Annotated in this window: 14 protein-coding genes; 6 read left to right on the top strand and 8 right to left on the bottom strand. The window is 52.8% G+C overall.

The genetic code is table 11. The features are described from left to right. Positions 1–27: 27 nt before the first annotated feature. The 8 genes from E4631_RS00955 to E4631_RS00920 form a co-directional block, all read right to left on the bottom strand. Positions 28–1,893: a cbb3-type cytochrome c oxidase subunit I gene (locus E4631_RS00955; protein ID WP_133658228.1), complete on the bottom strand. Its 1,866-nt coding sequence runs from the start codon at positions 1,891–1,893 to the stop codon at positions 28–30. Between the two features lie 29 nt (positions 1,894–1,922). Next, positions 1,923–3,020: a cytochrome c oxidase subunit II gene (locus E4631_RS00950; RefSeq protein WP_133658227.1), complete on the bottom strand. Its 1,098-nt coding sequence runs from the start codon at positions 3,018–3,020 to the stop codon at positions 1,923–1,925. A gap of 81 nt (positions 3,021–3,101) precedes the next feature. Further along, positions 3,102–4,400, bottom strand: a complete 1,299-nt coding sequence (locus E4631_RS00945) for a quinol:cytochrome C oxidoreductase (RefSeq protein ID WP_166648134.1) — start codon at positions 4,398–4,400, stop codon at positions 3,102–3,104. Between the two features lie 7 nt (positions 4,401–4,407). Further along, positions 4,408–5,160 (bottom strand): cytochrome c, encoded by a 753-nt coding sequence (locus E4631_RS00940; protein ID WP_133658226.1) that lies wholly within the window; start codon positions 5,158–5,160, stop codon positions 4,408–4,410. A gap of 2 nt (positions 5,161–5,162) precedes the next feature. Continuing rightward, positions 5,163–5,747: a DUF3341 domain-containing protein gene (locus tag E4631_RS00935; protein WP_133658225.1), complete on the bottom strand. Its 585-nt coding sequence runs from the start codon at positions 5,745–5,747 to the stop codon at positions 5,163–5,165. Then, positions 5,740–7,218: an NrfD/PsrC family molybdoenzyme membrane anchor subunit gene (gene nrfD, locus E4631_RS00930; protein ID WP_240734581.1), complete on the bottom strand. Its 1,479-nt coding sequence runs from the start codon at positions 7,216–7,218 to the stop codon at positions 5,740–5,742. The genes E4631_RS00935 and nrfD overlap by 8 nt, the downstream gene beginning before the upstream one ends. A 49-nt stretch (positions 7,219–7,267) precedes the next feature. Further along, entirely contained in the window at positions 7,268–10,324 is a 3,057-nt protein-coding gene (locus E4631_RS00925; RefSeq protein ID WP_240734579.1) for a TAT-variant-translocated molybdopterin oxidoreductase, read from the bottom strand. A gap of 110 nt (positions 10,325–10,434) precedes the next feature. After that, positions 10,435–11,778: a cytochrome c3 family protein gene (locus E4631_RS00920; RefSeq protein ID WP_240734577.1), complete on the bottom strand. Its 1,344-nt coding sequence runs from the start codon at positions 11,776–11,778 to the stop codon at positions 10,435–10,437. A gap of 401 nt (positions 11,779–12,179) precedes the next feature. Here E4631_RS00920 and rpsF point away from each other — a divergent pair, with 401 nt between their 5' ends. From rpsF to priA, 6 genes are all read left to right on the top strand, one after another. Further along, the gene (rpsF, locus tag E4631_RS00915) at positions 12,180–12,563 is read left to right on the top strand and encodes a 30S ribosomal protein S6 (protein ID WP_133658223.1); all 384 of its coding nucleotides are present in this window, start codon (positions 12,180–12,182) and stop codon (positions 12,561–12,563) included. 19 nt (positions 12,564–12,582) lie between these two features. Next, positions 12,583–12,855 (top strand): 30S ribosomal protein S18, encoded by a 273-nt coding sequence (gene rpsR / locus E4631_RS00910; RefSeq protein ID WP_133658222.1) that lies wholly within the window; start codon positions 12,583–12,585, stop codon positions 12,853–12,855. 10 nt (positions 12,856–12,865) lie between these two features. Next, positions 12,866–13,309, top strand: coding sequence for a 50S ribosomal protein L9 (gene rplI, locus E4631_RS00905; RefSeq protein ID WP_133658221.1), 444 nt, complete (start codon positions 12,866–12,868; stop codon positions 13,307–13,309). Between the two features lie 188 nt (positions 13,310–13,497). Beyond that, positions 13,498–15,666 (top strand): GSCFA domain-containing protein, encoded by a 2,169-nt coding sequence (locus tag E4631_RS00900; protein ID WP_133658220.1) that lies wholly within the window; start codon positions 13,498–13,500, stop codon positions 15,664–15,666. Positions 15,667–15,724: 58 nt separating this feature from the next. Then, entirely contained in the window at positions 15,725–17,770 is a 2,046-nt protein-coding gene (locus tag E4631_RS00895; RefSeq protein ID WP_133658219.1) for a thioredoxin domain-containing protein, read from the top strand. Positions 17,771–17,975: 205 nt separating this feature from the next. After that, positions 17,976–20,522: a primosomal protein N' gene (gene priA / locus E4631_RS00890; protein WP_133658218.1), complete on the top strand. Its 2,547-nt coding sequence runs from the start codon at positions 17,976–17,978 to the stop codon at positions 20,520–20,522. Positions 20,523–20,562 lie beyond the last annotated feature (40 nt).

Below are 20,562 nucleotides of genomic sequence, written 5' to 3'. Positions count from 1 at the left end.
CGTTCAGGCACTCAGGTAATCAGTAAGCTATTCGGCCAACTCCCGCTCGTAAGGCAGGTTAGAAGAAGGCGTTTGTGAATACGGTACATTCTGCGGAATAAAGTCCACTTCCGAACCAGGCTTGCTGTAGTCGTACGGCCAGCGATAGACAGCTGGAATCTCACCAGGCCAGTTACCGTGGCCCGGTATAATGGGGGTAGTCCACTCCAAGGTAGTCGAATTCCAAGGGTTCTCTGTAGCACGACGGCCGCGGAAAATGCTGTAGAAGAAGTTGAAGATGAAGATGAACTGAGCAAAGAAGGCCAGAATAGCAGCAACCGAAATAAACTTGTTCAGGTCAGCAAATTGCGAGAATGCATCAAAGCCTGTCCAAGAATAATAGCGACGCGGGAAACCGGCAATGCCAACGTAGTGCATAGGCATAAAGACCAAGTATACGCCTAGGAAAGTCAGCCAGAAGTGAATATAGCCTAGCTTTTCGTCCATCATGCGGCCAAACATCTTTGGGAACCAATGATAGACACCAGCAAACAACCCGAAGAATGCCGAAGAACCCATCACCAAGTGGAAGTGAGCTACCACGAAATACGTGTTGTGCATCTGGATATCAAGCGTGGCATTGCCAAGAATAATACCCGTCAAACCACCCGAGATAAACAGCGATACAAAGCCAATGGCGAAGAGCATTGCAGCCGTAAAACGGATATTGCCACGCCACAGAGTAGCCAACCAGTTGAATACTTTAACGCCTGACGGTACTGCAATAATCAATGTCAGGAACATAAATACAGACCCGAGGAAAGGGTTCATACCAGTTACAAACATGTGGTGAGCCCATACAACGAACGACAACAAAGAAATACCAATCAGCGAGCCAATCATTGCCCGGTAGCCGAAGATGGGCTTACGAGCGTTGGTAGCTAGGATTTCCGAAACCATGCCCATTGCAGGCATGATTACGATGTATACCTCAGGGTGACCAAGGAACCAGAACAAGTGTTGGAACAATACCGGTGAACCACCTTGATTGTGCAGCGCCTGACCAGCAATGTAGATGTCCGACAAGAAAAACGAAGTACCAAACGAGCGGTCAAAAACCAGCAGCAAAGCAGCGGAGAATAAAACCGGGAACGAAAGAATACCAAGGATTGCAGTCAGGAAGAAAGCCCAGATAGTAAGCGGCAGCTTACTCATACTCATTCCACGGGTACGCAGGTTGATTACCGTCGTCACGTAGTTTACACCGCCTAGCAACTGCGACACAATGAAGAACACCATGCTAACCAACCACATCGTCATACCCATACCAGAGCCTGGGATAGCTTGTGGCAGTGCGCTTAGCGGAGGATAAATTGTCCATCCTGATGCCGCCGGACCCGTTTCCAGAAACAAGGAAGCAAACATGATAAGGCTCGACAGGAAGAAAAACCAGTACGAGAGCATGTTCATGAACCCGGAGGCCATGTCACGGGCGCCAACCTGCAACGGAATAAGGAAGTTGGAAAATGTACCTGATAGGCCAGCAGTCAGCACGAAAAACACCATAATAGTGCCGTGCATCGTTACAAGTGCTAAGTAAAACTCTGGAGCTAGCTTACCACCCTCTACCCATTTGCCAAGTAGCGGCTGCAGCCAGCTCATGGTAGCCTCAGGCCAACCCAATTGCAAGCGGAAGAGACTCGATAGCAAGCCACCAATGATGGCCCACACCATCCCTGTTATCAGGAATTGCCGGCCAATCATCTTATGGTCTTGGCTGAAAACATATTTCCACAACCAGTGCTGGTCATGATGCTCATGGTCGTGCAGGTGCTCGTCGTGCTCAACGTGAGGTGCCGCAGCGGTACCTATCCCACCCTGAGCCTGCGCGGAAACCGGAAGATTAGTAGCCATATTATGGTAGAATTACTTAAAGATGCAGCTTAAAGCGAAGCCTGGGCAGCTAGCGGAGCAGGAGTTTCTCCGGTTTCTTCAATCGAAGAAGCACGCGCTTCTTTACTATTACCTTGGCCAAGGCCGGTTTGCTTGCTCATTTGCTTGAAAGAAGCCATGAGGTCAGCATTTTTAGAAACAGGGGTTTGAGCGGCAAACCATGCAACGTAATCATCAGGCTCGTCAACTACAATGTTGAACTTCATAGCGAAGTGACCTTGACCACAAATCTGGTTACAAGCTAGTTCGTAGTTGAAGTTCGGGTTACCAAGTCTGGCACGCATCTCATCCGTTGTCGTAGTAGGAGTAAACCAGAATCGGGTAGGCATACCTGGTACAGCGTACATCTGAACCCGGAATTGTGGCATGTATACAGCGTGCAACACATCACGCGACCGAATTTTTATTAGTACCGGGTGACCTTTCGGAACGTGAATTTCGGAAGCAGTGAAGTCATCGAGAGCAGCTTTATCGCTCAGGTCAAAGCCAAAATCATTAGAAGCATCAATAAGACGGTAGTTCACTACCCCTAGCTTCATATCCCGGCCAGGATAACGTACAAGCCAGTTGAATTGCTTACCCATTACTTCAAGCACAATAGCATTCTTAGGGGCCGGACCGGTGATACGAGTCCAAGCTTTCCAACCTGAAAATATCAAAGCCGCCATTACAATAGCAGGAATGATAGTCCAGATTACTTCAATCTTATTATTATGTGAGAAGAAGTAAGCCCGACGCCCCTCTTTATACTGGTACTTATAAGAATATATAAAAAGTAAAGCCTGTGTGATTACAAAGGCTATGCCTATTACAATCATCGTAGTCCAGAACATCCGCTCCATTGCATGCCCATGTACAGAGGCAACAGGTGGATTCATTTTGCTATAGTTCTCAGAAAACGACCAGAAAAATGCAGCGCCCCCAAATACCATAAACACCAGCATCAGTATGGCGTTGATTCGGTTGCTAGTACCAATTTGGCGCACATACGAGCCAGAGAAAATAGCAGTTAATATCTGGAGACGAAACAGCAGGCCGAAAACAACCAGCAATAATGCCGAGACCAGTAGGATGGTTAGGGTAGTCATTTGATATAAGTAGAAGCCAGAACTTAGTACCCACTTGAAACAGTCGCCCAAGCTCTAAGTTCTAAAAAATCTAAGCTCTTATTAGGTTGTGTGGTGAACGCTCTCGTCGATGAAAGGGTGATTGACTGGGATGAGCGAAGCCTCAGAAAGACGACGAGTAACCAGAATCAAGAAGGAACCTAGGAAAATCATCGCGATGCCAATCTCTATGAGAAACCCGTTGTCGCCCTTCAAAGTGCCCGGCATAAGCATTAAATAGAAGTCCGACCAGTGACCAATAAGAATAGCGATACAAACGATTTTCATAATAATCATTTGGCGCTTAGCGTCGCGGGTCATCAGGGCAAGGAAAGGGAAAGCAAAGTTGATTACCAGGTTAAAATAAAACATCCAAGTATATCGACCTTCAAACCCACCTAGGCGCTGATTGAAATAAACTGCTTCCTCAGGCAGGTTAGCATACCAGATGAGCATGAACTGCGAGAACCACACATATGTCCAGAAGATGCTGAAGCCAAACATTAGCTTTCCCAAATCATGGAAATGGTTAGCGTTCATGAAACGCAGATAGCCGGCTTGCTTCAAAAATATGGCTATCAGTGCGGTAGCAGCAATACCAGATACCCACCAGGAGGCGAAAACATACCACCCAAACATGGTGCTGAACCAATGAACATCGACTGACATAACCCAGTCCCAAGCCGACATGGAAGATGTAACGGCATACAGTACCAAGAACAAGGCTGCAGTAGTAATGCTAGTGTGGAAGTAACGCGTGCCACCATACAGATCTTCCTGCAAAGACAGTTGACGTAAGCGCCAAGAAAAAACCGCCCAAATGGTGAGATAAGACACCATCCGGATGAGATAAAAGCCAAACGTCAGAAAACCCGACTTACCAGCAATAATCTTATCATAAATGGGTGAGCCTTTGGTCATGATTCCGTCATGCGTCCAGTGGAATATATCATGACGGCCCAAAATGAAGAGCAATACCATGATAACGCCACCGGGAATCAGCCAAGCAGCGAGTGCTTCGTTGATTCGTTTTACAACTACCGACCAACCTGCATATGCCACGTATTGGATAGCCATGAATACAGTACCAATAGCTGAAACACCTACAAAAAAGAGGTTGCTATGCCAAAGGCTCACCACAATGCGGCGAACCAGTACTGAATGCTCTTCTTCGTGAGCAACACCTGCATGAGCAGCTACTGCCTCGTGGCTTTCACCAATATGTAGCACTGCTGCTACAATACCGATTATCAACAACAGTATTCCTGCCCCAATAATGGTGAAGAATGTCCGTTGGGTCTTGGGGCTCAGTTCAAGCTGCTCAACGGCGGCGGGTTCGTGATGATGAGTCAGAGTTGCCATAGTCTAGTTATTTGCTTGAGCCGTTACGGCCAGTAGTGCCTTGGCCTGGTGCATCCGCACCGGTGTCAGCTTGTGCCTTGCCTTCCGCTTTTTGATTATTTCCGTCGGTCATAACCGACGCATTACCCATCGACGCACTTGTAATAGGGGCTGGAGCATCAACCTTAACTATCTTAGGTAGGTCAGCAGGGTCGTTATTAAGCTGTAGTACGTGTACGTACATCGCAATTTTCCAACGTTCTTCCGGATTAACCTGAGAGCCGTGGGGCATCATTCGGTTGCGGCCCCATTGAATGACGTGGTAGATGTGTCCATCATTCATCGTCTTATAGGCACCAGCAGAATAGTTAGGCACGCCTTTAAACTTCATTCCTACTGGCCCTTGGCCATCGCCTTTCTCGCCATGACAATGTTGGCAGAAGCGTGTGAAGAGCGTTTGACCTTCTTCAATATTAGCCTTGGTATAGGGGTAAGGATTACGAAGCACACGCTCTGCAATTCCTACACTATCCTTTGGAATATGGTCGAAATAAGCAATCTTACCTCTCGGTACAGTACCGAGTGCTGGCGTACGCTCATTGATTCCAAAAGAGTTAACCTTGTTATAGGCTATCTGACGTAGTGGTTCGTAAGGAATCGACTCGTACATTTCAGGTGCATATTCTACACCAGGGTCGTTAGCATCAGGCGAGCAAGAGACCAATCCTACGCTTAATGCCAGGGAGGCCACAGACAGGCCATATTTGAGGGAAAGCGACATCATTAGAATTTGGTCATTTCCTTTTGATTGACTTCACTCGCACCGTTTTCACGAAGTAGTTGAGTCAATTTCGGCAATTGCGAACTGTTTTCATCCAACTCGATAGCCATCACAAACTTGTCGTCGGTGGAGCGAACATCAAGCACTGGCGTTTTGAAGCGCGGGTAAAGCTTAGAGATAGTATAGAAGGTAATTACCATGCCGTGGCAGGTAAAAAACACCGTTAACTCAAAGCTAACTGGAATGAATGCTGGCAACGAGATAGCAGGCTTACCGCCAATAATCATTGGCCAGTCAAAGCCAAGCATATAAATCTGCATCCAGAGCGCGAACGATAGCCCACACATGCCATAAAAGAAGGCTGCTATCGGCAAGCGTGAACGTTCAATTCCTAAAGCATCATCAATGCCGTGAATAGGATAAGGTGAAAAAACCTCGTATATTTTCACACCGGCTGCACGCACATTGTCAACAGCGTGTAGCAGTACATCTTCATCCTCGAAAATTCCGAGAGCAAAGCGTTTGGTGGAACTGGTAGTAACCGGGGCAGCGGTAACTGGTGCAGCAGTAATGGCAGGGCTAGTCATTTTGCTTGTCGTAGTTTACTGGGGCAGAAGCAGGAACACCGGGAGTAGCATATGGCGCGAGAGAAGCATGAGTGATTGAACGGCCACCACCTTCGTTTGCACCGCCGTAAGTCGGTCCGTCATTCACGGTATATTTGAGAATAGCTTTAACTTCTGCCATGTTGATAACCGGGAAGAACTTGGCAAATAGTAAGAACAGTGTGAAGAACAAACCAATAGTTCCTACATATACGCCTACATCAATACGAGTCGGGGAGAACATTGCCCAAGAAGAAGGCAAATAGTCACGGTGTAGCGAAGTAACAATAATTACAAATCGCTCGAACCACATACCGATGTTTACAATGATTGACAGGATGAATGTCAATACAATGCTATAGCGAACACGACGGAACCACACCAACTGAGGGGTGATAACGTTGCAAGTCATCATGCTGGCATATGCCCACCAGTAAGGACCAGTAGCACGGTTGATGAATGCATATTGCTCATACTCTACTTGCGAATACCAAGCAATAAAAAACTCCGTGATGTATGCTACCCCTACAATTGAGCCCGTAACCATCATGATTTTATTCATGAGGGCGATGTGCTCCAAAGTAATATAATCCTCTAGCTTGAAAACTACACGGGTAATGAGCATTAGCGTCAGCACCATTGCAAACCCTGAGAAAATAGCCCCTGCTACAAAATAAGGAGGGAAGATTGTCGTGTGCCAACCTGGAACCACTGAAGTTGCAAAGTCCATCGAAACGATAGTGTGTACCGATAGCACTAGCGGGGTCGAAACACCAGCCAGAATCAGCGATACTGTTTCATAGCGCGACCAATGCTTGGCAGAACCAGTCCAGCCCATGCTAAGCATAGAATAACTAAACTTTGCAATCTTTCCCTTAGCGCGGTCGCGGATAGTAGCGAAGTCCGGCACCAGACCTGTATACCAGAAAACCAGTGATACAGTAAAGTAAGTAGAGATGGCAAATACGTCCCATAAAAGGGGCGAGTTAAAGTTTGCCCACAAAGAGCCAAGGGTATTCTGAAGCGGGAATACGTAGAAAGCCAACCATGGACGACCCATGTGCAACACCGGAAACATAGCGGCGCAGATTACAGCAAAAATCGTCATGGCTTCTGCTGCCCGGTTAATGGACGAACGCCATTTCTGACGGAACAGAAGCAGCACAGCCGAGATAAGCGTACCTGCGTGGCCAATACCTACCCACCAAACAAAGTTGGTGATATCCCACGCCCAGCCGACAGTCTTGTTTAATCCCCACTCGCCGATACCGTACCAAAGAGTACGGTATACAGAGTAGAAAAATACTCCAAGCAGAATCAGCGAAACGCCCAAAGCTCCCATCCACCGGATGTTCGGCGCAGCTTCTACCTGATAGCAGATGTCTTGAGTAACGTCGTGGTACGTTTTGCCACCCGTTACGAGCGGTTCGCGTACTGGTGATACGTGCTGCATAATGATGAATATTAGTGACTTAACTTATTACAAACAAAAGGGCTGCTATTTACGCATTCTCTTCCGCAGGGAAGAACTCAGCTGCACCATTCCGAATCTTAGTGAGATACGTGATGTTGGGCTGCACGTTGATAGAGTCAAGTACATGAAATGCACGTTCTCCATCCTCGCGACGTAGCAATTGACTCAGGCGGCTGCTGGGGTCACGCATGTCACCAAACAGAATAGCCTCAGTGGGACAAGACTGTGCGCAGGCAGTTACAATTTCGCCATCTTTAGGACGACGCTTTTGCTTCTTCGCTTCCAGCTTACCGAGCTGAATCCGCTGCACGCAGAGTGAGCACTTCTCCATTACCCCTCGAGCTCGAACTGTGACATCAGGGTTGAGTACCATCCGACCAAGGTCAGTGAACATGTGACCGTTGACATCTTCAAACTTCTCGTTAGAGTAGTAAGAGAACCAGTTGAAGCGACGAACCTTATACGGGCAGTTGTTGGCGCAATAACGAGTACCTACGCAACGGTTGTAGGTCATTTGGTTCAGACCCTCGGAACTGTGCGTGGTAGCTAGAACCGGGCACACCGTTTCGCATGGAGCGTGGTTGCAGTGCTGGCACATCATAGGCTGGAAAATCACCTGCGGGTTATCCGAAGGGTCTTCCATTGCCGCGTATGTATTCAGCTTACCATTCTTCTCAAATTCATCCTCATGATGCGCTGAGCTGTAATAGCGGTCAATACGCATCCAGTGCATCTCGCGGCGGTTAATAACCTGCTGCTTGCCTACAACTGCAATATTATTTTCGGTTTGGCACCCAATCACGCATGAGCCACAGCCAATGCAAGAGTTGAGGTCAATTGCCATTCCCCAATGGTGGTCATTATACTGATAGTCTTGCCATAGCGAAACCTTATTAGGTTTCTCCAAACCATCAGGGGTAGCAACAAGCTCGTATTCCGTTACCTCTTTAGGGTCCTCGCGATACTTGGCCAGTGTGTTCTCCTGCACCACCTCATGGCGGTCCATTATAGTATGGTGGGTTTGAGTCTGAGCAATCGGGTTTGTAGCACCCGTTTTTTCAAGCGTTACGGTAGTGTGGTATATTACACCGTTGGAAGTAGCTTGAGCCAGAACGAAGGCATTCGCACCAACAGCATCGCCTACTTTACCCGCCCTAGTACGACCATAGCCAAGTGCGATACTAACTGTACCATCTGCTTGGCCTGGCTGCACTAATACGGGCAGCTCAATGCTCTTGCCGTTGGCCGTTACTTTAACTACATCACCTTGGCTCCACTTCTGCTCCTCCGCCATTTTGCGGGGTACGGCAACATAATTGCCCCAAGTAGCTTTAGAAATTGGGTCGGGTAGCTCGTGCAGGAAGGGATTATTAGCTTCTACCCCACCCTGGCCAATACCTACTTTCTCATAAAGTACGGCCTCAATGCCAGTCTTAGCTCCGTTGCTAATACCGCTTGTGGCTTCGGCCACGCTCATTGCGCGCCCCGTGAACGGGTTAGTAGTGAGTGCGGAACCAGTAGCCACACCATCGTGCACCACTTTATCCCAAGCTGCCTGAAAGCCAGCGTTTACACCAAGTGTAGTGCGCCAGCCATCTTTCAGGAAGTTGTAATAAGACTCATTAGAACCAGCCCAACGCAAGAAGGTCTCTTGAGCTTGGCGGGTTTTGAATAAGGGAGTAATTGCGGGCTGCGCGAGGCTTAAGAAACCACGCTTAGGCTCGTAGTCGTTCCAAGATTCTAGCCAATGGCTGTCGGGTGCTTGGTATTGGCAGAGGAAGCCAGTTTCGTCGAGACGGTCGTTGAGTGAAATGCTAAGGGGCACTTTAGGCAATGCCGCTTCAATTTCTGCTCCACGCGGGTGGTTATAAACCGGGTTAGCGTTATAAAAGATAACAGCCCCGATAGCACCACTTTTCAACTCGTCAACAAATTGGGCCATCCGAATATCATCGCCTTGACGAACAAACGAAGGCGCTGACAAATTGATGGTGGTGCCAACATTACCAAGCGCTTGGTTGGTGGCTGCTACAATCGCCTGCACAGCAGGGTCGTTAGAGCCCGCCACTACTAAGGAAGCTCCGCGATTAGCCTGCAACTCTTTAGCAGCTTGTGCTACCTGCTTCTGAGCGAGAGCGGACAGTCCGGTAGTAGTTCCACCACCAGCAACTGCATTGTATAGGGCCAACGCAATAGTCCCCATCTCCGATGGTTTTACTGCTACCCGAACGTCTGCATTTGAACCCGTTAGGGAAAGCGCCGTCTCAAACTGGAAATGGCGCGACATAGTGCGCTTCTCGGTGCTCACCTTCCGATTGGTGACGTACTGCCGAGAATATTCAACCGGCGATATCCACGTACCTAAGAAGTCGGCGCCTAAACTAACAATTACGTTAGCGCGGCTAAAATCATACGAAGGAAGTACGCCACCGTTAGCCTGAATCAAGCTAGAAGCTGAGTTTACATCATACATGATGTGCTCAACATTGCGGTAGCGCCCGGCCAAAGCAGCAATAGCACGCTTGGTACTAGGACTAATAATAGTATGGGAAACAAGCGCAATTTTGCCGGTTGTGCCAGCAAGGCCTGTCCGTACTGCCTGGTCAACCTGGTCGTAATCGGCTGGTTTGCCTTTGATGGCAAACTCCCGCAGGCGCGCGCCGTCGTACAGGTTCAGAACTGCTGCTTGGGCACGAGCTGAAAGACCACCACGCGTTACAGGCGATTCAGGATTACCCTCTAATTTTATAGGACGACCATCCCGGTTTTTAACCAAAACGGCGTTATAATCCGAACCCGTAAAATAAGTCGAAGCGTAGAAGTTGGAAATAGTAGGGTCTATTTCCTCCGGCTTATTGAGGTAGGGAATTGCTTTGTGGACAGGCGTTTCACACGCGGCTAGCGTAGCGGCAGCTACACTGAAGCCCATAAGCTTGAGGAAGTCACGGCGCGGCGCTACTGATGCATCATCAGTGCTGCCAGCGCGGCCTTCCTTCACCGGCAAAAAGTCGGGAAACTCAGCAAAAGCATTTTTTACAAACTCCGGTGAGTTGTCTAGCTCTTCAATTCCCTTCCAGTATTTCATCTTATCAGTAATGAGACATTCAAACTAAGGCATTATCGGGGTAACAGCAAGTAATGCCGCTACCCCAATAAATGGCTCATGTCTTTTATAAAGGCTTAGCTAAGAAAAATTTAGTAGTGGCACTTGGCACACTCAGTACCTCCGTTCGATGACACGGTGAAAGGAACTGCGTTGTTTGACTTGTCGTGTAGTTTCACGAGGTTGTCGTAGTATGCATTGCCTTTCGTGTTGAGCGGAGTTTCGCGGTGGCAGTTGATGCACCAGCCCATGGTAAGAGCCGAATATTGGTACACCACTTCCATATTTTGGATAGGACCATGGCAAGTCTGGCACTGAATACCACCAACCTGCGTGTGCTGTGAGTGGTTGAAGTAAGCCAAGTCGGGCAGATTGTGGATGCGCACCCACTGAATAGGCTGCTTCCGCTCGATGGCCCGATAGATTTTCTTGATTTCGGGCGACTCTGTTTTAATCTGCGAGTGGCAGTTCATGCAGATGTTTGCCGATGGAATGTTAGCCGACTTGCCTTTGTAAACCGAAGTGTGGCAGTAGGCGCAGTTTATCTGGTTTTCACCTGCGTGAATTTTGTGCGAGAAAGCAATAGGCTGGGTAGGCTGGTAGCCCTGCGTGAGGCCCACGGCCATTACGCTCTGCACTCCAACGTAGAGTAGCACCAAGGCAAACACAACGCCCACTATTCCGCGCAGTGCTGGCGACTGGTACAGCTTGGCCCAATCAAAGCGCTGGTCCAAAATCTCCACATCGCGGCCATCCAAGTCCTTGCGGCCTTGCAGCACATCCTTCATCAGATTAGCGATAATGGCCAGCGTTACTACCAAGACAATCAGCACAACCACCAAAACGATGAGAAGAATGTCGGTATAGCCACCGGCTGCGGCACCGGCCGTATCACCAGCTTTGCCGCCGTCTACTGCGGTCGCATTGCCTGCAGTTGCACCACCGACAGTAGCAGTAGGCCCGCCTTCCTGCGAGGTTACCCAAGCAATGATACTGGTTATCTCTTTGTCCGATAACTGCGGAAAAGCAGGCATTTGCTGCTTTCCGTTATCGTTATAGAGTTTTACCGCGTACTCATCGCCGCTGGCAATTACTTTGGCTGAGTTGTGTATCCACGGAATAATCCAAGAGATGGAACGGCGTTTGGTGATGCCACCAAGCGCTGGACCAACTACTTTGTCATTGACCGCATGACACTGCGCGCAGTTGTTTTTGAACAGCGCATCGCCGGCAGCGATAGCTGCGGCATCGCCACCACCAGAGCCCGGTGCTGCTGCGGCAGGCGCAGCAGCGGTACTAGGGGTAGCTCCTGCGGCGCCACCAGGCGCCACGCCAGCTTTTTCGACAGTGGCTGTCTGCTGGGCCATGGCCGGGGCCGCCACGGCTAGAAATAGTGCGAGCACCCAAGAACTGGTGCGTGATAGAAAGCTATTCATCATCCAAACGAACCGGTAAAAACGGATTGCGGGCGTACCCTTTCCGGGGTACAAATGTAGGCTAGGAATCGTGGGCGGCAAAGGTTAGAAAGCCATTTTCAGTATGCTCGCGCTTATTTGGAAGCAAACTAAACAGCTAACCAAGGTCTTATTTTAAGCCTACTTATTACTAAGATATTGGTTGTTTGACTAACTTCCTGCTGACAGTTTTGGTTTTCTCTTTCCCAAAAATGAGCGGGGATTTTTAGCGTTCTGGCGAATAGCCCAAACCGTTGGCGCGCTAACTGCTACAACCCAGCGCTTTTACAGTTGCACACGCACAATGACTTGGTAATGCCGCGAAAAATCAGTACCTTTGCCCCCCGATTCATTTTTTTCACTTTTTAAAATCAACCCCGTCAATGGACGTAAGAAATTACGAGACGGTCTTCATCCTTACCCCCGTGCTGAACGAGGGCCAGGTGCAAGAGACGGTCGAGAAGTTCTCGCAGGTGCTTAAGGAAAATAGCGCCGACCTCATTTCTACTGAAGCCTGGGGCTTGCGCAAGCTGGCTTACCCAATTCAAAAGAAATCCACTGGTTATTATTTCACGCTGACTTACAATCACAGCGGGGAAGGTAACATCGTAGATGTGCTTGAGCTGGCTTTCCGCCGCGACGAGCGCATCATTCGCTTTTTGACCACGGTGCTTGATAAGCATTCTGTGACTTACAACGAGCGCCGCCGCAACGGTGAGATGAACCAGCAGAAGGCGCCCCAGGCGGCCGAAACTGTAGCTCAGTAACCCTCTAGCAAGCAATACGATGGCTACGAATAATAACCGCAACAACAACCGTGACAACGGCAACAAGCCCGTTGACACGCGCAACAAGTACTGCCGCTTCAAGAAGAACGGCATTAAGTACGTGGACTACAAAGACCCGAACTTCCTGCTGAAGTTTGTGAACGAGCAGGGCCGCTTGCTGCCACGCCGCATCACCGGCACCAGCCTGAAATTCCAGCGCAAAGTGGCGCAGGCCGTGGCAAAAGCCCGTCACCTGGCCCTGATGCCCTACGTAACTGACGCCCTGAAATAGACCTGAAGACATGGAAATCATTCTGAAAGACGACGTTAAGGGTCTGGGCTATAAGAACGACCTCGTAACGGTAAAATCCGGCTACGGCCGCAACTACCTGCTACCTCAGGGCTTGGCTATGCTGGCTGATAAATCGGCTAAGAAAATAGTAGCTGAAAACGTACGCCAAGCCGCTCACAAAGCTGAGAAGGTGAAAGCTGATGCCCAAGCTATTGCTGACCAAGTAGGTGACCAGGTATTTGACCTGCCCGCCAAGGTGGGTGAAACCGGCAAAATCTTCGGCCGCGTAACCACGCTGCAATTGGCTGAAGCGCTGAAAAACAAGGGTATTGATGTGGACCGCAAGCGCTTGAGCTTCGACCAAGAGCCCGTTACTGCTGGCGACTACACTGCTACGCTCAACCTGCACAAGGAAGTGAAGCACACGGTAAAATTCCGCGTAGTAGCTGCTTAATTTAAGCTGTCAGCCAATAGCTATTAGTTATTAGCTAGTTTTTTAGGAGAGCCCCGATAGATGGTCTTGGTACTAGCCAGGCCATTTTATCGGGGCTTTTCGCTGATTTACAAGACGATAACACAGGAGTAGGCTAATAAGCTAACAGCTATTAGCTAACAACTGCTTACCGCCTACCTTTGCAATTCATGTTTCGGACTGAATTAACTATTGCGCCGCAGGAGCGGCAATTGGCGCGCACGGCGCGGGTACTCACGGTAGGCTCGTGCTTTGCCGACAGCATCGGCGAGCGGCTACGGCTGAATAAGGTAACAACGCTGGTTAACCCGTTTGGGACCGTGTTTCAGCCTTTGGCGCTGGCGCAGCTGCTACGAGCGGCCGCCGGCGAAGAGCAGGATTGGCAGCAGCACGTGGTGGAGGCGCGCGGCCGCTGGCAGAGCTACGACTTTCATAGCACCATCGGGGCTGAGTCGCCGGTTGAGCTGCTTCAGCTCATTCAGGAGACGGTGCGGCGTGTGGGCGATTTTGTACGCACAGCCGATACCGTGGTGCTGACTCTGGGTACCGCCTGGGCTTATCGCCTACGCGAAACCGGCGAGCTGGTGAGCAACCTGCATAAGCTGCCAGCAGCGCTATTCGAGAAGGAGCTGCTAACCGCTGATGAGATTGTGAATGGTTTGGCGGAGGTGCATGCGTTGCTGCGGCGCCTTAATCCGGAGATACGCATTGTATTGACGGTGAGCCCCGTGCGACACATCAAGGATACGCTGCCGCTGAATGCGGTGAGCAAGTCAGTGCTGCGCGTGGCTTGCCACTACTTAAGTGAATTGTTGCCGGGTGTAAGCTACTTTCCGGCTTATGAGCTGCTGACGGATGAGCTGCGTGACTATCGCTTCTATGCCAGTGATATGCTGCACCCTTCAGAGGTAGCGGAGGATTATATCTGGGATAAGTTTGCGCGAATTTATTTTGATGCAGATTTCGGCCGTTTCCGCAAGGAATGGGCGGCGGTGCGTCAGTCGTTGGGCCACCGGCCGTTGCACCTGGGTGCTCCTGAGCACCGCACCTTCCTGGACCAGACGGCCGAGCGGCTGGAGCGCCTCGGCAACCAGGGCGTGGATGTGCGACAGGAGCTTCGCGATGTGCAGCGCCAACTGGTATCGCTACCCCCTCCTAAAGTAGTGCATGTGCCTGAAGTGGCACTGGATGATGAAGAGCGCATTGATATTGGCAATGACGCGGTAGCGGGTGCTGAAAAAGCAGCTACTACGCAACCGGAGATTGCCAACAGGCAGTCGGAGCGCCGCAACGGCCGGCAGGATAATCGCCGTGATGGTCGCCGTAACGACCGCTCTGGCCAAGACCGACGGGGTAGCCGGCCCCTACCCCCCGCCACAGAGCCGATGGAGGATGGTGCTGCTTTGCTACTTGAAAACCAGTTGGTCGAACCGACTTTGGAAGCGGTGACTGAGCTACTCGCAGTAGCCGATGACCAAGCTTTAGCTGGGGAGGAGATAACCGCTTATCCAGCCAAAAAGAAGAAGCGGCGCTCGCGCGGCGGAGCGAAGCGCACTGCGCGCAAAAACGCCGCGCGCATGGCTGCGGAGCAAACGGATGGCTTAGCGGAAGAAGAATTATTGCAGGAGCTGGCTCAAGAAGCGGCGGGCGTATCATTATCTGCTGAGCAAGCGCAGGAGGTAGCTGCTGGACTAAGTGACGACGCCGAATTGAGCCCCTTAATGAGTGATGTGGCTGTGACGAGCACGGCTCCCACGACCGCCGCGCTGCCTACCCCCCCCCGCAAGCGCGGGACGGGCCCAACACCCAAGCGGTCGAAGGTGATTACTAAATCGGGGCTGGTGAAGCGGGGTGAGCGCCGCAGCTTGTACCGTGCCGGTGCCTCAACAGCTAGTGACAGCACCCCAATGGCGGAGGCGAGCCCGGCGCAGGCGCCAATTATTTCGCCGGCAATTATTCCGGAGATATTACTGGAGCGGCCGGTTGTGGCCGAAGCGGTGCGGCCTACTCCAACTGATACACCGGCCGAATCTGCGGCGCCGACCAAGGCGCGCCGGGGCCGCTCAAAAGCGACTACCCCCTCGCTAGCTACCAACGAGGAGGGCGCTGCTCCTACGGCTGAGCAATCTTCGTCGCCTATTGCCAGTGAGCCTGCGGCGCCGAAAAAACCCGCGCCCCGTGCCAAAAAGGCAACGACTGCTACGGCTGCTAAAGCAGTTAAAAAACCGGCGGTCGCGAAAAAAGCTGCGCCGAAAAAACCGGCGGCAAAAACGCCCGCGCCGCGGCGAAGTCGCGCTGCTGGTAGCACTCCACCAGCCGGCGACTCGCCCGCCACTTGATTTTTCAAAACCCAGCCCGGCCGGCTGGGTTTTGTTTTACCCGTCGCTTCCGAAACGTATGTCCAGCTCCTCCCCTACCCCCGCTGCCAACCGCCTGGCTCACGAAACCAGCCCCTATTTGCTCCAGCACGCCCACAACCCAGTGGACTGGTACCCGTGGGGACCAGAAGCGCTGGCGCGCGCCCAGGCCGAGCAAAAGCCCATTTTGGTGAGTATTGGCTACGCGGCATGCCACTGGTGCCACGTGATGGAGCGCGAGTCGTTTGAGAATGAGCAGGTAGCGCGGGTGATGAACGCGCATTTCGTGTGCATTAAAGTAGACCGGGAGGAGCGGCCCGATGTGGACCAGATTTATATGGACGCGGTGCAGGCGATGGGCATTCAGGGCGGCTGGCCGCTAAATGTGCTGCTGACGCCCGAGGCCAAGCCGTTTTACGGCGGCACCTATTTCCCGCCCGGCAACTGGGTGAAGCTGCTCGAAAATGTGGCCCAGGCCTACGCCGGTGAGCACCGCGCCGAGCTGGAAGGTTCGGCTGAGCGCTTCGTGCAAGTGCTGCGAGCGAGCGAGCTGGAGAAGTATGGCGCGGCCCGCGAGCTGGTGAGCACGGCCGTCAGCGACGAAGAATTTAAGCTGCTGGCTTATAATCTGGCCCAGCGTTTTGACCGGGAGCGCGGCGGCACCAACCGCGCGCCCAAGTTTCCGATGCCCAGCATCTGGCGGTTTTTGCTGCGGGCGCACCACATTTCGGGCAGCCAGCAAATTTTGAATCAGGTTAACCTCACGCTACGCGAGATGGCCTGGGGCGGTATTTATGACCAGGTGGGCGGCGGCTGGGCTCGCTACTCGGTCGATGCGGAGTGGCTGGTGCCGCATTTCGAGAAGATGCTGTATGACAATGGGCAGCTGCTGAGCCTCTACAGTGAGGCGTTTCAGGTGACGCAGGAGCCGCTGTACCGCGAGGTCGTTTTGCAGACTGTGGCTTGGGTGCGGCGCGAGCTGACCAACCCGGAGGGCGGCTTTTATTCGTCGCTCGACGCCGATAGTGAGGGTGAGGAAGGCAAGTTCTACGTCTGGACGCGCGAAGAATTACAGGCTGTTTTGGGCGAGGAAGAGCCGCTGGCGGCGGCTTACTACCAATGTACAGGACTCGGCAACTGGGAGCACGGCAACAACATTCTGCACCGTCGGCAGTCGGACGCTGACTTTGCCACTGAGCACATGCTGGAGGCACACGTGTTGGCCAAGCTCATTCACGGCTGGCAAAAACAGTTGCTGGCCGCCCGCGCCAACCGCGTGCGGCCGGGCCTCGACGACAAGGTGCTAACGGGCTGGAATGCGCTTATGCTCAGCGGGCTGCTGGCCGCCTACCGGGCGTTTGGTGAGCAGGAGTTTCTAGACTTGGCGCTGCGCAATGCCGAGTTTTTGCAGGCCAACCTGCGCGACGGGCCACGCCTCTACCGTACCTGGAAGAACGGCCGCGCCACTATCAACGGCTTTCTGGAAGACTATGCGCTGGTGATTGAAGCGTACATCAGCCTCTACGAAGCAACCTTTGCCGAGAGCTGGCTGCGCGAAGCGGAAGCGCTGACGACCTACGTGCTTGATAATTTCTTCGACCCTACCGAACAGCAGTTTTTTTACACCGATGCCAGTGCCGAGCCGCTCATCGCCCGCAAAAAGGAATTGTTCGATAACGTCATTCCCGGCTCTAACTCAGTGATGGCCCATAACCTGCTGCGTTTGGGCCGCCACCTTGAAAACACTGACTATCAAGCACTAGCTACGGCTATGCTGGGCCAGGTGCAGGCACTTGTAGCCAAAGAGCCGCAGCATCTCACCAACTGGGCCAGCCTGTACGTGGCCTTGCTACGGCCGGGCGCCGAAATCGCCATCACAGGCCCTGAAGCAGAGGCGTTTCGGGCGCAACTGAGCCAGCGTTTTCTGCCTAATGAAGTGCTGGCTGGCAGCCTTACGGCCAGCGCCCTACCCCTGCTTGAAGGCCGCACCGGCGGCGACCAAACCACGCTCTACGTGTGCCGCGACCGCGCCTGCCAACTGCCGGTACACACTGTGCCCGAGGCCCTGGCCCAGCTAGCGCAGTAGCGCTAGTGCTGGCCGCCGTTTAGTGCGAAGCGCGTAACGGCAGGCCAGGAAGTGGAACGAGTCTCTGACTCGCGGAACCAACCTGCCTGCCGAGTCTGGAGACTCGTTCCATTTTCCGGCCTGCCGTTGCGCGCTTCGCGCTAAACGGCGGCCAGCGCCTGCCGCGGGGTTATCTTTACTATTCGCCCGCTGCTAGCTGTTTCCTGTGTCGCTTACCTTCGAATTTGCTGTTCCTACCCCCGCCCCGGCGGCCACGCCCGACCGCGTAACGCTGTTTGTGGACGTGATTTTGCCCTTGCCGCTACCCAAGCTCTATACCTATCGGGTACCGTTTGAGCTGAACGACAACGTGGTAATAGGCGGGCGGGTAATCGTGCAGTTTGGGGCCAAACGCACGCTGAGCTGCATTGTAGCGGCCGTACACGAAACGCCGCCCAAAGACTACCAGGCCAAGTATATTCTGGAGTTTATCGACGATGCGCCCGTCGTGACGCAGCCGCAGCTCAAGCTATTTCGCTGGATAGCCGAATATTACCTCTGCACGTTGGGCGAGGTGATAAATGCCGCGCTGCCGGCTGCGCTCAAGCTCAGTTCTGAGTCGCGCATTCAGCTGCACCCGGCGTACCTGAATGAGGGCAGCCCCTACCCCCTCGATGAGAAGGAACAGCGCATCGTGGACAACCTGCGCACGGAGGACGGCAAGGCGCTGACGTTCACTGAAGTGGGCGACCTACTGGGCATCGCGTCGTTTCACAAGGTCATTAAATCGCTGATGCAGAAGGATATTATCTTTCTGTTTGAGCAAATGTCGGACAAGTATTCGCCTAAGGTGCTGAAGAAGGTTCGGCTGGCCCACCACTACGTGAGCACTGGTGCCGTGGAGCGGCTCTTTGAGGACCTGGCCAGCAAGCCCAAGCAGGTGGACGTGCTATTGAAGTATTTGCAGCGCGTGCCGGTGCACCACAATGAGCACCTCAACCACCTGGGCATCGAAAAAGCCTATCTCACTAGCTCACCTCACCTGTCGGCCTCGGCAGTGAACACGTTGATTAAGAATGGTATTCTGGAGCAGTTCGACCAGATTGTGTCGCGTTTTCCGCTCGATGAAAACCCGGTGGCCCAGATGCCCTACCAGCTCAATGAGGCGCAAGTAGTAGCCCGCGACGAGGTGATGACCCTTTTTGACCAGCAAAATATCGTGCTGCTGCACGGTGTCACGGGCTCGGGCAAGACGGAGATTTACATCGACCTCATTCGCAACGCGTTGGATGGCGGCGGGCAGGTGCTGTACCTGCTGCCCGAAATTGCCCTCACGGCCCAGATTGTGACCCGGCTGATGCGCGTGTTCGGCTCGCGGCTGGGCGTGTACCACTCTAAGTTCTCCGATAATGAGCGGGTAGAGGTGTGGAATGGCGTGCTATCGGGCCGCTTCCAGGTGGTGGTGGGCGTGCGCTCGGCAGTGTTTCTGCCGTTTGATAATCTGTCGCTCATCATTGTGGACGAGGAGCACGAAAGCTCCTACAAACAGTATGACCCCGCCCCGCGCTACAACGCCCGCGAGGTGGCCCTGATGATGGGTAACTTCCAGGGTGCCAAGGTACTGCTGGGCTCGGCCACGCCGGCTGTGGAAACCTACTACATGGCCCGGCAGGGCCGCTACGGGCTGGTCACGCTCAGCAAGCGCTTCGGCGAGGCGGGCATGCCTGAGATTGAGCTGATTGACACCCGCAAGCTGCGCGCCGAGAAGAAGATGCATAACCACTTCTCGGCCGATTTGCTGAACGCGATGGAAAGCAAAATCGCGCAGAATGAGCAGGTTATCCTGTTTCAGAACCGGCGCGGCTACGCGCCGGTCACGGAGTGCAACGACTGCGGCTACATTCCCAAGTGCCAGAGCTGCGCCGTGAGCCTGAGCTATCACAAGCACGCCCACGAGCTGCGCTGCCACTACTGTGGCTACCACGAGGTCATGCCTACCCAGTGCCCGGCCTGTGGCTCGCGGGCGCTGCGCACCCAGGGCTTCGGCACCGAGAAGCTGGAGGACGACCTCAAAATCATGCTGCCGCAGGCCAACGTACAGCGCATGGACCTCGACACGACCCGCGCCAAAAACGCCTACCAGCAGATTATCGGCGACTTCGAGCAGCAAAAAACCAACGTGCTGGTGGGCACTCAGATGGTGACCAAGGGTCTCGACTTCGAAAACGTGAGCCTGGTGGGCATCGTCAACGCCGACGCCATTATTCACTACCCTGACTACCGGGCCCACGAGCGTGCCTACCAGATGTTTGTGCAGGTGAGCGGCCGGGCCGGGCGCAAGGGCAAGAAAGGCAAGGTATTAATTCAGACCGGCGACCCTACCCAGGTCATTTTCGACAAAGTCATTCGCAACGACTACCTCGAATTTTATGAGTACGAGATAACCCAGCGGCGCGAACACGAGTACCCGCCTTTCGCCCGCATGATAAAGCTGACGGTGAAGCACATGGACCAGGAACTGGCCCAGAAGGCGGCCATCCTGCTCACCCAGGAACTGGCCGACCGCCTCGGCCGTGGCCCGGTGCTGGGGCCGGAGGCGCCGTACATCTTCCGCATTCGCAATTTCTTTTTGCAGGAAATCGTCATCAAGCTCAGCCGTGAACACACGGTGCTGAAGGCGGCCAAGCTGGCCATTTGCGCCGCCCTCGATGTGGTGCGCGACCAGAAAGAGTACCGCCAGGCTCGGCTGGTAGTGGATGTGGACCCGATGTAGCGCCCGGCTTTTCCGCTCGCGATTGGTCAACTAAACAGCA

Source organism: Hymenobacter sp. UV11 (assembly GCF_004684095.1).
Lineage (GTDB): Bacteria > Bacteroidota > Bacteroidia > Cytophagales > Hymenobacteraceae > Hymenobacter.
The sequence above is the reverse complement of the archived record's forward strand: the minus strand, read 5'-3'. Positions and strand labels throughout refer to the sequence as shown.